Genomic DNA, 10,664 nt, shown 5'->3' on the forward strand with positions numbered 1-10,664 from the left:
GGCACCGGCGTCGAGCTCCTGATCCCGGACTTCTCCGGCAAGCCCGAGCACATCGAGGCGATCTGCGACTCCAAGCCCGAGGTCTTCGCCCACAACGTCGAGACCGTGCCGCGGATCTTCAAGCGGATCCGTCCGGCGTTCCGCTACGACCGGTCGCTCGACGTCATCACTCAGGGCCGCAAGCTCGGCATGGTGACCAAGTCCAACCTGATCCTGGGCATGGGCGAGACCCGCGAGGAAATCTCCGAAGCGCTCCGGGACCTGCACGAGGCCGGCTGCGACCTGATCACCATCACCCAGTACCTGCGCCCGTCCGAGCGCCACCTGCCGGTGGACCGCTGGGTCAAGCCGCAGGAGTTCGTGGACCTGCAGCAGGAAGCCGACGAGATCGGCTTCCTGGGCGTCATGTCCGGACCGCTGGTGCGCTCCTCCTACCGCGCCGGACGGCTGTGGGCCACCGCGATGCGCAAGAAGGGCTGGGAAATCCCGGCCCAGCTCGCCCACATCGAAAGCTCCGGCAGCACCCGCCAGGAAGCCAGCTCACTGCTCGCGGCGCACGCCAGCTGACCATCCCGATACCTAGAAAGGACCAAAGATGTTCCCTATAAGAATCGAAATTATCCCATCGGCCGGGATCGTTGAGCAGGTCCAGTCCATGGTTCCGCTGACCACCACGCTGACCATGACCTGCCTGCCGCACCACAGCGTCGAAGGGACTATGCGCGCGTCGGTGGAGCTGAGCATGCTCGGCTACAACGTCATCCCACACCTGGCTGCCCGCAGTGTGCAGAGCCGCTCTCAGCTGACCGGAATTCTCCGAGACTGCGACGTGGCGGGGATCGGCGAGGTGTTTGTGATCGGCGGCGACCGGAAGGAGGCCGCCGGTCCGTACGACTCGGCCCTGCCGATGCTCGAAGACATCGCCCAATACACCGGCGGCCTTATGCGCGCAGGCGTGGCAGGCTACCCGGAAGGCCACCCGTCGGTGTCCGCCCTTGAGCTGGTGGACGCGCTCGTGGCCAAGCAGCACCTGGCCGCACACATCGTCACCCAGATGTGTTTCTCCGCCCCAAAAATCCTTGACTACGCGGCGCTCATGCGCCGTGAAGGTCTGGACCTGCCCCTCTGGGCAGGCGTGGCGGGGCCCGTACAGCGGACCAGGCTGGTCAACCTGGCCGCCCAGATCGGTGTCGGAAGTTCCCTGAAGTTCCTGAGCCGCAAAGGCCCGCTGGCGCGCAAGCTCCTCAGCGGGGACCGATACTCACCCAGCACCCTGATGGCCGGGCTAGAAGGACAGCCCGGCATCGCAGGCATCCACCTTTACAGCTTCAACAACCTCGATGCGGTCCCCAATGAAGCGGGCCCCGCGTCTTCCCCAACGGCACTCCAGCCAGCATCGATTCGAGGAGCAGCACGTGAGCACTAAAACCATCACCACCCAGGGCACGCCCCACCTGGAGCGGCAGCTTAGCAACAGGCACATCCAGCTGATCGCGATTGGCGGCGCCATCGGCACCGGCCTCTTCATGGGCTCCGGCAAAACCATCTCGGCCGCCGGCCCGTCCGTCATCTTCGTCTACATGATCATCGGCTTCATGCTGTTCTTCGTCATGCGGGCCATGGGCGAACTCCTGCTCTCCAACTTGAATTACAAGTCCTTCAGCGACTTCGCCGCGGACCTGCTCGGCCCTTGGGCCGGATTCTTCACCGGCTGGACCTACTGGTTCTGCTGGGTGATCACGGGCATCGCGGACGTCATCGCCATCGCCGCCTACTCGGAGGAACTCTGGCCCGGGCTGCCGCTGTGGATCCCCGGTCTGGTGACCATCGGCATCCTGCTGCTTTTGAATTTGGCTACTGTGAGGGCGTTCGGGGAAACCGAATTCTGGTTTGCGCTGATCAAGATCATTGCCATTGCAGCGCTGATCATTGTTGGTCTGTTTATGATCTTCAGCGGGTTCCAGTCCGACGCCGGCCCGGCCACCTTCACCAACCTGTGGAGCCACGGCGGGTTCTTCCCGAACGAATTCATGGGCTTTGTAGCCGGCTTCCAAATCGCCGTCTTCGCTTTTGTGGGCATTGAACTAGTTGGCACCACCGCTGCCGAGGCCAAGGATCCGGAGAAGAACCTGCCCAAGGCCATCAACTCCATCCCCATCCGTGTCCTGCTCTTCTACGTGGGCGCCCTCATCATCCTGATGTCCGTCACCCCCTGGACCCAGTTCAGTGCCGGGCACAGCCCCTTCATCGCCATGTTCTCCCTCGCGGGCCTCGGCGCTGCGGCCACCATCGTGAACCTGGTGGTGCTCACTTCGGCCATGTCTTCGGCCAACTCAGGCATCTACTCCACCTCACGCATGGTCTACGGCCTGGCCCAGGAAGGCGATGCCCCCGGCGTCTTCAGTCGGCTGTCCCGCCGCAAGGTCCCGCAGAACGCCCTGTTCCTCTCCTGCGTCCTGCTCCTGTCCGGCGTCATCCTGATGTACGCGGGGCAGGACATCGGCAAGGCCTTCGAGATGGTGACCACGGTTGCCGCGGTCTGCTTCGTTTTCGTCTGGTCCATGATCCTAGCCAGCTACATTGCCTTTCGAAAGCGCCGCCCTCAGCTCCACGACGCGTCCAAGTTCAAGATGCCCGGTGGCATCCCGATGGTCTGGAGCGTCTTCGCCTTCTTTGCCTTCGTACTGTGGGCGCTGACCACACAACCCGACACGCTGCTGGCCCTGCTGGTCACCCCGGTCTGGTTCATCCTCCTCGGCATCGCCTGGTTCATCCTGCGCAAGCGTCCGTCCCACCTGGCCCGCTACGCGGAGTTTCAGAAGGACCTCGCCGGCGAGAAGGTAGAAGCCGATCAAAAGGTCGTTTCCGAGCAGAATGCACAGCGGGGAATCTGAGCCGTGGAAACCGAACACATTCTGACCGTCAACTGTGCCGAGTCCCCGGGAATCGTCCACGCGATCACCGGCTACCTGCTCGATCACGACTGCGACATCATCGACTCAAAGCACTTCGGCGACCGCCAGGCCCAGCAGTTCTTCATGCGCGTGCACTTCGCCGCCGGGACCAAGGCGTTCAGCACCGAGGAACTGCGCCGGGACTTCTCGCCGCTGGCCCAGACGTGGACCATGAACTGGCAGATCGAGCCGCACGGCCGTAAGAGCCGGCTATTGGTGATGGTGTCCAAATTCGAACACTGCCTGAACGACCTGCTGTTCCGGGCCCGCACGGGTGACCTTCCCGTCGAAATCGTGGCTGTCGTCTCCAACCACCCGGACCACGAGGAACTTGTGAAGTGGCACAACATCCCGTTCTTCCACCTTCCGGTCACCAAAGAAACCAAGCCGGCGCAGGAAGCCCGCCTGCTGGAACTAGTGGACGAGTTCGATGTGGAGCTGGTGGTCCTGGCCCGCTACATGCAAGTCCTCAGCGATGAGCTGTCGGCCAAGCTGACAGGCAAAACCATCAACATCCACCACTCGTTCCTGCCCAGCTTCAAGGGCGCCAAACCATATCACCAGGCGTATGAACGAGGCGTTAAGACCGTCGGCGCCACGGCCCACTACGTCAACGCCGAACTGGATGAGGGACCGATCATCTCCCAGCAGGTCATCGAGGTGGACCACACCTACACCGCCGATGACCTGGTGCAAGTGGGCCGGGACGCCGAATGTGCTGCCCTACGCAACGCCGTCCGCTGGCACTGCGAGGGCAGAATCCAGGTCCAGGGCAACCGCACCGTTATTTTGCGATAGTGCGGTGTCCGAATGATTCGGCAGTGGCGATTAAGTGGTGGGGCTTAGGTGGTGACGACGAGTTTTCCGCTGACGCGGTTTTCCTCCATGTCGGTGTGGGCCTGGACGATGTCATCGAGGGCGTAGACCTTGCCGATGGGCACGGTTGCGGTGCCTTCGCTGACGGCTTGCAGGAATTCCTGGAGCACGCTGCCGGGTAGGTCGGCGGCGCCGCCGGTGTAGGAGGTGAGTCGGACGCCCCGTGGAATGTAGTCGATGGGGTAGAAGTCGGGGATGGTCCACTGGTTTGAGAGCATCCCGGTGAAGCAGACGACGCCGTGGATCCGGGTGGCGCGCAACGTGTCGCGCAGGGTCGGGGTGCCGACGAGCTCGAGGGCGGCGTCCACGCCGCCCGGAACGATGCGCCGGACGGCGGCGGCGAGGTCGCCGTCATCGATCAGGACATGGTCGACGCCGATCGCGTCCAGTGCTTCCCGCTTGGCCTCGGTGCGGGTTGAGGCCAGGACGGTGAGCCCGCGGCGCTTGGCCAGGATTGCGGCGGCCATCCCGACGGAGGAGGTTCCGCCGCGGATGAGCAGGCTTTGGCCGGGCTGGATGTCCAGTCCAATGGTGAGGGACCCGTGGGCGGTCTGGAGCATTTCCGGGATGGCGCCGATGACGGGCCAGGGCAGCTCTGATTCGAACGGTATGACCTGCCCGGCCGGCACGCACGTGTACTCGGCGTAGCCGCCGTCGAACACGCGGCCCATGCCGCCCATCAGGGTGGCGACCTTCTGCCCGGCGCGGAATTCTCCGCCGGGGGAGTCTGCCACTTCTCCTACGGCTTCGATCCCGCGCACACGGGGAAAGGTAACGCCTTCGGCAAGGCCCAGGCGGGTATGAAGTTCCGAGCGGTTGAGCCCGAAGGCCCGGACGCGGATGAGCACTTGGCCGGGCCGGGGTACGGGGATTGGCCTATCTTGTATGACCATAGCCTCGGCCGGCCCCGGGCGGTCCAGCACAACGGCCCGCATGGTGCGCCCGCTCACTGGCCGGCCGCCTTGGAGTCCAGGGCGGGCCGCTGGGCGCTGCGAAGCCGGGCCAGGAGGCAGAGCAGGGTGGTGGTCTCCGTCGGACTCAGGGCCGGGGTGAACCAGCTGTCGAGTTCGGCCTCGATTACGGCGCGGCCTTGCGTTCAAGCTTCCAGATAATGTGTCGCGCTCCGAGGTCAAGGCCGCTCTAGTCGGACAGCTTGCCGAGGGTGGTCACAAGGTCGCCGAGGATACAGATGCCACTACGCTTTCCGGCGTTATCGGCCCGATCATCGGTGCGTTGGAAAGCTATCGCAACCAGCTACAGACGTTCCGGTAAAGGATCGGCTACCGGACACTATCTTGTGCTAGACCGGTTGGCCACAGCCCTGCAGGGGATCACGCGCCCGAGGTTCAATCGGGCGGAGAATCTTGGCCTCTAGCCTTGCGAAGGTACGAGACTACGACGGTGATGAAGAGAAGCGCTGTGCAGCCAATGAGGACCCACGACGCTATGTGAGTGCCGGGTGTACCGCTGATCGTAAAGAGTTGGCCGGTGATGATCAGGGTACAAGTGACCGCGACCCAGATGACTCCGGTCTTGTTGGGTTGCCTTAGGGTTCGGGCCATGACCGGAACTCTACCGGGCAGAGTTTGCAGGTCGGGAGTTATGCAGCCCACGCGGAATTGGCTCCGCCGTCAATGCGCTGAGACACCGCGGACACGAAGCCTATGGAATCGATCCATCGGAGCCTGTACTTCAGGTCGCCGCTGACCTATTCGATTCAAGTTGGTACCGGCAACTGAGGGCGGAAGATCTCTCCGATTCTTCTTTAGAGGAACTGCGCCTGCCTCTTAGCTACGAGTGCATCCTTATGGCCGGAAACGTCCCAGCCTTCCTCACTCCCATTGAGTTGCAGGCGGCCTTTAACAATGCTGCAAGAATCCTCACTCCTGCCGGTTTTCTAGTTACCGGGACTTCGACTCAGGCTCGTGGGGTCCTCGCGATCAAGACAACGTTGCAGACGCATCGGGTCTAACGCTTCAGAGCCGGTATTCGAACTGGCACCTAGGTCCATTCAATAACAACCCCTGGTGCGTCAGCGTCTATAAGGCCCCGGGTGCCCCAGCGACACCTGACGGGCCGGACGGCATGTTCATCCTCCCCTCCCTAGACACCCAAAGACCGTCCCGCTGAGGGATCGGCTAACGGGCACCCGGACTAGCGGAGTTAAGCGCCGTAAATACTGGGTCATTGAGGATGCGCGCCAAGGTGGTCTGCCCGAGCACGCTCATCCCCGGGTTCGTCTCCCGGTAGTACCACACCAGGCCCATCGCCTGCTGGAATGCCCACGCGGCTCCACGCCACCACTCAACGTCACCGCAAGCCAGCTCATTGCGGAGGCTTGATCTCCTCTCGTCATCGAGCATGTGCCATGCGGCGACAAGATCGAGTGATGGGTCAGCCGGAGCGAAACCCCCGCCATCGAGCACGCCAACCAATCGGCCGTTCTCAACGAGGAGATTGCCAGGAATCAAATCACCGTGCGTCATCACCTCGGGGGTGTCATTAGGCAAGCTCCGGAATTCCGCCCAGAGTGCGCGGAGCCGATCGACCGGAAGGAGTCCATCGCTTTCTCGGAAACAGACTTCCATCCACGCGTCAGAGCCATGAAGGCCTCCACCACGCCCAGAGCCGGCGAAATGGCGTCCCTTCGTGTCGGCAGCGCGAAGCGAACGTATGAGGTGCACGAGGTCATGGGCAAACACTTCGGAGTGAGCTAAGTCGTGGGGTGTTGCAACTGCCCCGTGGATCCAGGTCTGAACAGTCCACGGCAATGGATAGCCGTAACCCGGATCGCCCATGGCAACAGGCGCCGGTGTCGCGACCGGACAACATGCGGCCAACTCGCGCATTGCCGTGGCTTCCCGGGCGAGCTCCGCACTCATATCGGTTGGATCGGCGGAGCGCAGCGGGAATCGTGCCGTAAGGTCGGCGCCGATTCGAAAGATGGCGTTCACTGTTCCGTCTGTCGTGATGCGCCGGACATATTCAGGGCGCCATTCCGGAAACTGGTCGATGATCAGCCGACGAGCGACTTCCTCGTCAATGTGCAACTCATCGTCGTGCATAGCCATGCTGGCTACGTTAGCTGCTTTGCGCGATTGTCCCAGTGGAGGTTCCTCAACGGATCGGCTTGCGGGCGGATTTCCGGATTCCTCGCTGTTACTCCGGCACAGCCCGTCGGCCGGCTGGCCGAGCGTGGCGGACGATGCCGTGAGCGATCTGCTGGGCCGGGTGGGGCCGCGCATCACGCCCGAACATGGCATGCTGGTGGCTGCCGAACGCACCATGCGGCCCAGCCGCTGACGCCCTTTCGCCAGCACCCGGTCTCGGCGGCCAAAGGCCGTCGGCGGGCGCAGACCAGGAGAGAAGAAACGATGGATACCGCACAGGACCAGCCCCTGACTCTTGCCAACGCACTCATCTTCGACGGCTCCTCGCCGGACCTGATAGAGGGGTCCATCGTCTTCCGCGGCGGGCGGGTGGCCGGGGTGGGCGATGTGGCACCCCAGGGCCGGGTGGTTGATGCCGGGTCCAAGGTGGTGGTGCCGGGGCTCATCGACGCCCACTTCCATGCCTATGCGGTGGGGTTGGGCGGACTCGAGGTGGAGCGCTGCCCGCTGAGCTATGCGGCCCTGGTGGGGGCCAAGCGCTTGGGGGCCGCGCTGCGGCGCGGATTCACCACCGTACGCGACGTGGCCGGTGGCGACATCGGGCTTGCCCGGGCCATCGACACCGGGCTTTTGGCCGCACCCCGCTACTACTTCACCGGGCCCGCTTTCAGCCAAACAGGCGGCCATGGGGACCCCCGCTCGGCCGACGTCGACATCTGCTTCAGCCATGGCCACATGTGTGAGGTGGTCGACGGCATGGACAACCTCCGCCGGGCCGTGCGGGAACGTTTCCGCACAGGCAGCCACGCCATCAAGATCATGACCTCCGGCGGGGTGGTGTCCCTGACCGATCCGATCCGCCTTCCGCAGTATTCCGCCGAGGAGATCCGTGCGGTGGTGGACGAGGCCACGCGCCGGGGCAGCTATGTGGCGGCGCACGCCTATTCGCCCGAGGCCATCGTGCATTCGGTGCAGAACGGTGTCCGCTCCATCGAGCATGGGAACCTGCTGGACCGCCCGACGGCGGCGTTGATGGCCGAGCGCGGGGCATTCCTGGTGCCCACACTGGCCGCCTACGACGCCATAAACCGGCGCGGCGAGGACCTCGGGCTGAATCCGGTCTCACAAGCGAAGAACGCCGAGGTGCTCTTCGCCGGCAAGGAGGCCATCGGGCTGGCGCTGCAAGAGGGCGTCAAGGTGGGCTTTGGCTCGGACCTGATGGGGGATCTGGAGGATGACCAACTGGTGGGTGTGCGCCTGCAGATCGAGGCCGCCGGAGTACTGGAGACCCTGCGGTCGATGACGGCCGTCAACAGCGAACTCCTGCAGAACCCGGACATAGGCCGCCTCGCCGCAGGATCTGTGGGCGACGCGGTGCTCCTGGACGGCAATCCCTTCGAGGAATCGGCGGTGCTGTGGGACGAGTCCCGGCCGCGGGTGGTCATCCAGCGCGGACGCATCGTGGCCAGCCAATGACACTGACAGGACGACTCTGCCGCCCGGAAAACGGATCTGCAAGACGCCGCCACCTTGATTTCCAAACACATGATCCCTCGGTAGGAATCCGGACTGCTCAAGAAATGGGTGCGGCCATTGTCCACACCTTGGGCTTCGGATCGGGTCGTGCCGGCCGCGGACTCTGGCGGGCTCGGGCTCCGGTGATCGCTACGTCCGCGGCTTCGATGTCCTCTCCTTGAAGGAACTGCAGACCCAGAATCATGACCGATCATGCGACCGCTATCACGAGTGCTACCACCCACCGAGGGGCTCGTCGCAGCACGCCCTGCCAGCCGTCCTTAGAGTTCTCAGCCATCGGGTCCGTCATCTGATCTGTGATGCGAAGATTGTCGAACCCACTATGAACCAGACCCCCACGAGCGCGAACATGCCGCCAAAGAATCTGATGAACTTCGGGTTGGCAAAGAACGACTGGGAGTAGTCGATCCCCATGGGTTTGAAGTCCTTCATCATCGCGGCATAAGCCCGTGCGGATCCTCTGACGTCGAAGGCCAGCACCAGCCCAAGCACCACCACAGATAGGCCCATGGCCCCCATCGTCCAGGGCGTCACGCTGGCTGCTTGTTCGCGCCCGATAAGCGCCAGGAGAGGCACGGACACGAAGACCGCAGCGAACACGATCAGGTAGGCGACTAGACAGCCTTTCACCGGCTGCGGCAAGTTCATCATCGAACGCCAGAGCTTCATTGGTCCCCTATCCAATAGTCGACTATTGCCGCCACCCTAACCCGTCCCACGCCACGGGGACTAGGAAGGACTAGGCCCTGGCCATGGGACGTCGACGGATGGTCCTCAGCAGGGCGGATCTCCGTTATGCGCGGACCTGGCCGATCATCCTGGCTCTCTGTTGGCTGGGCTCCGCGGCGCTTCGCATGTCGGAAACTGGAAACCGGGACGGAACAGCTGCCTGGGTTGCGATGGCGACGCCACTCCTCTTCATCGGCGCAGCGGTGTATGGCCAGAACCGACTGGAACGGCTCAAGGACGATGCCCCACAGGTGCGGAGAGCGATGCCGGGGGAGGACCACGTGGGCGGCTGTAGGCTCTGATTATGCCGACCAGTGAGGGGCGCAAGCGACTGGAACCGCGGATGACTCGCGGCACCTGGAAGTTTTCAGCCTGGGCCGCCGGCGGGCAGACGGTTTGCAGCGCACTGCTCACACTCAACAAGCTCCGGCCGGACGACGGATGGGACGCGGCGTCCTTCTGGGTCTTCTTGGCCTGGTTCGCCATCAGCGCGGTCTACTTCCTGTATCTGCTCCGGGTCCGGCGGAATGATGCCCCGTTCTGGAACGAGGAAGAGGCCCGCAGAGCAGACTGGGAGCGTCGGGGCAGGCAGCTGTAGTCGATTGCAAATCGCGATCGCTTCCAACGAATCCTTCTCCGGCTGGACCAAGACCTTCACCGACCCCCGCCTGTGCGCCGCAATCGTGGACCGGCTGACCTTCAACGGCGCTATTATCGAAACCGGCACGGACTCCTACCGGTTGGCCCGCATGACAGCACGAAGGGACGCCAGCTAAGGCCGAGGTGCCGGAGCACGGAACGCTGCAATTGGCGGCATTCTAAATATTGGGCTTCCCACTGCTGCGGCCCGGGCCTGTGCGCTTCCGAGATCGAAACTTGACCAGCTCGGCACCGACTAGCACCAGAGCAAGCACGAGAAACAGAAGGCCTAGCAACCAGTCCCCGTCCATGAAGGAGAGGGTTGACATAACGAGGAAATACACAGCTAGCCCGAGGACTGCTGCCGCAATCCATTTTCCGTGACCTTCGTTTGGAATGACGCTCATAAACGGCCTGCCGTCCATTTCTTGGGTCCCACGCGGATGATGCCCTTATTAGGCACAATAGCTGTCCGCTCCAGTTCTGCTCTGACCTGCTGACCGCCTGAAGTGACTACGACCCGTGGGGCCAAGTACAACCGCCCGGCCGGGGCCAGAAAAGGTTGACATACTCAGAAAGGCTTCTATCTTCGCGTCGTAGACGGTCAAGCGTGGCTACGCGGCTACCGATGCGACGACGAGCACACGTGGTCCCCCGATGACCGGTTCATCTGTCAGCGATGGTCGAAAACTGAGCCGTTTCGTGGGTTGAAAAGTGAGCCACGTTGACGTTCGTTATTCTGCCTGATTTTCCGGTCGTGTCGAGGGCAGGGAGTCCGTGCGGGTGTGTTTGAGACGGTAGCTCGAGCCTTTGAGGGTGA

General features: G+C 63.2%; 10 protein-coding genes and 1 pseudogene. 8 read left to right on the top strand and 3 right to left on the bottom strand.

Annotated elements, in window-relative coordinates:
- From AC1DF4_RS18905 to purU, 4 genes are all read left to right on the top strand, one after another.
- On the top strand, positions 1–567 hold a 567-nt coding region (locus AC1DF4_RS18905), incomplete at its 5' end, for a lipoyl synthase (protein ID WP_476914314.1).
- 28 nt (positions 568–595) lie between these two features.
- Complete coding sequence (locus AC1DF4_RS18910) at positions 596–1,426, top strand: methylenetetrahydrofolate reductase (protein ID WP_476914315.1); 831 nt, start codon at positions 596–598, stop codon at positions 1,424–1,426.
- Positions 1,416–2,894, top strand: coding sequence for a D-serine/D-alanine/glycine transporter (gene cycA / locus AC1DF4_RS18915; protein WP_476914316.1), 1,479 nt, complete (start codon positions 1,416–1,418; stop codon positions 2,892–2,894). Before AC1DF4_RS18910 ends, cycA begins: the two co-directional genes overlap by 11 nt.
- Positions 2,895–2,897: 3 nt before the next feature.
- Positions 2,898–3,752, top strand: coding sequence for a formyltetrahydrofolate deformylase (purU, locus tag AC1DF4_RS18920; RefSeq protein WP_476914317.1), 855 nt, complete (start codon positions 2,898–2,900; stop codon positions 3,750–3,752).
- Between the two features lie 44 nt (positions 3,753–3,796).
- Here the strand turns inward: purU and AC1DF4_RS18925 are convergent, their stop codons facing one another.
- Positions 3,797–4,765: a zinc-binding alcohol dehydrogenase family protein gene (locus AC1DF4_RS18925; protein WP_476914322.1), complete on the bottom strand. Its 969-nt coding sequence runs from the start codon at positions 4,763–4,765 to the stop codon at positions 3,797–3,799.
- Between the two features lie 683 nt (positions 4,766–5,448).
- Here AC1DF4_RS18925 and AC1DF4_RS18930 point away from each other — a divergent pair.
- Positions 5,449–5,802: a methyltransferase domain-containing protein gene (locus AC1DF4_RS18930; protein ID WP_476914323.1), complete on the top strand. Its 354-nt coding sequence runs from the start codon at positions 5,449–5,451 to the stop codon at positions 5,800–5,802.
- Between the two features lie 166 nt (positions 5,803–5,968).
- On the opposite strand, the gene AC1DF4_RS18935 is transcribed toward AC1DF4_RS18930, so the two are convergent.
- Positions 5,969–6,901: an aminoglycoside phosphotransferase family protein gene (locus tag AC1DF4_RS18935; RefSeq protein ID WP_476914318.1), complete on the bottom strand. Its 933-nt coding sequence runs from the start codon at positions 6,899–6,901 to the stop codon at positions 5,969–5,971.
- A gap of 303 nt (positions 6,902–7,204) precedes the next feature.
- Between AC1DF4_RS18935 and AC1DF4_RS18940 the strand changes: the two genes are divergently transcribed.
- Positions 7,205–8,416, top strand: a complete 1,212-nt coding sequence (locus AC1DF4_RS18940; RefSeq protein ID WP_476914319.1) for a metal-dependent hydrolase family protein — start codon at positions 7,205–7,207, stop codon at positions 8,414–8,416.
- A gap of 345 nt (positions 8,417–8,761) precedes the next feature.
- On the opposite strand, the gene AC1DF4_RS18945 is transcribed toward AC1DF4_RS18940, so the two are convergent.
- On the bottom strand, positions 8,762–9,160 hold the full coding sequence (locus AC1DF4_RS18945) for a hypothetical protein (RefSeq protein WP_476914320.1): 399 nt from the start codon (positions 9,158–9,160) through the stop codon (positions 8,762–8,764).
- A 349-nt stretch (positions 9,161–9,509) separates the two neighbouring features.
- On the opposite strand from AC1DF4_RS18945, the gene AC1DF4_RS18950 reads away from it, so the two are divergent.
- Complete coding sequence (locus tag AC1DF4_RS18950) at positions 9,510–9,803, top strand: hypothetical protein (RefSeq protein WP_476914321.1); 294 nt, start codon at positions 9,510–9,512, stop codon at positions 9,801–9,803.
- A 10-nt stretch (positions 9,804–9,813) separates the two neighbouring features.
- Positions 9,814–9,981: pseudogene (locus tag AC1DF4_RS18955) on the top strand (ATP-binding protein); the annotation flags it as partial.
- Between the last annotated feature and the right edge of the window lie 683 nt (positions 9,982–10,664).

It is taken from the genome of Arthrobacter sp. 05N429 (genome assembly GCF_056397045.1).